The sequence below is a fragment of the Pseudovibrio denitrificans JCM 12308 genome, assembly GCF_001310815.1.
In the GTDB taxonomy this organism is placed as follows: domain Bacteria; phylum Pseudomonadota; class Alphaproteobacteria; order Rhizobiales; family Stappiaceae; genus Pseudovibrio; species Pseudovibrio denitrificans.
This window is the reverse complement of the sequence record NZ_BAZK01000091.1, coordinates 1-549: the sequence shown is the minus strand read 5'-3', so window position 1 is coordinate 549 and position 549 is coordinate 1. Positions and strand designations below refer to the sequence as shown.

Sequence of the window (549 nt, the reverse complement as noted above, 5' to 3'; positions counted from 1 at the left end):
ACGCAGCCGGTTGCCATCATCATAAGAATAAGTGCGGGTATAGGTTTGTCCATCAACGATGTAGCGTTCGCGCACCATCAGGCCATGACTGTTGTAGTCATAGTGGATGGTGGTAGCCCCATTGCTGATGCTGGTGAGCTGTCCGGTGTTGTGATACCCGGCCCGGGCCTCATCATAGGTGTAAGTGACATCTTCGGTGCTAGCGTGTGCCGCTGCTCCAACGGTCAGTCCCAAAACTAAACCAAGAACTTTTTGAAGGATCTGTTTTGACATAATCATGCGTGCAAACTTCGTCATTTTGACAATACCTTTTGGGGTTGAGACCCGATCGAAAGCTGGAAATGCTGTAATTGGCAGAGCAGCCAATCTTTCAAGAAAAACAACCGTTTCTCTATTTTCCAATGAATGTTCCGATGCCAAATCCAATTATAATAGTTAGTTTGAATGTGTCGGAACTGGACGCTTTTCCATCACTTGCTGTGACTTTTATAAGGAGTTCGCCATGAGATCCTCTCGGAGGTTTTCCCGATAACCTGCGCCCATCAAATC

The 549-nt window shown here is 46.8% G+C and carries 1 protein-coding gene; it reads right to left on the bottom strand.

What is annotated here, in order from left to right:
- The coding region (locus JCM12308_RS27565; RefSeq protein WP_208978980.1) for a hypothetical protein at positions 1-297 on the bottom strand (297 nt) is incomplete at its 3' end.
- Positions 298-549 lie beyond the last annotated feature (252 nt).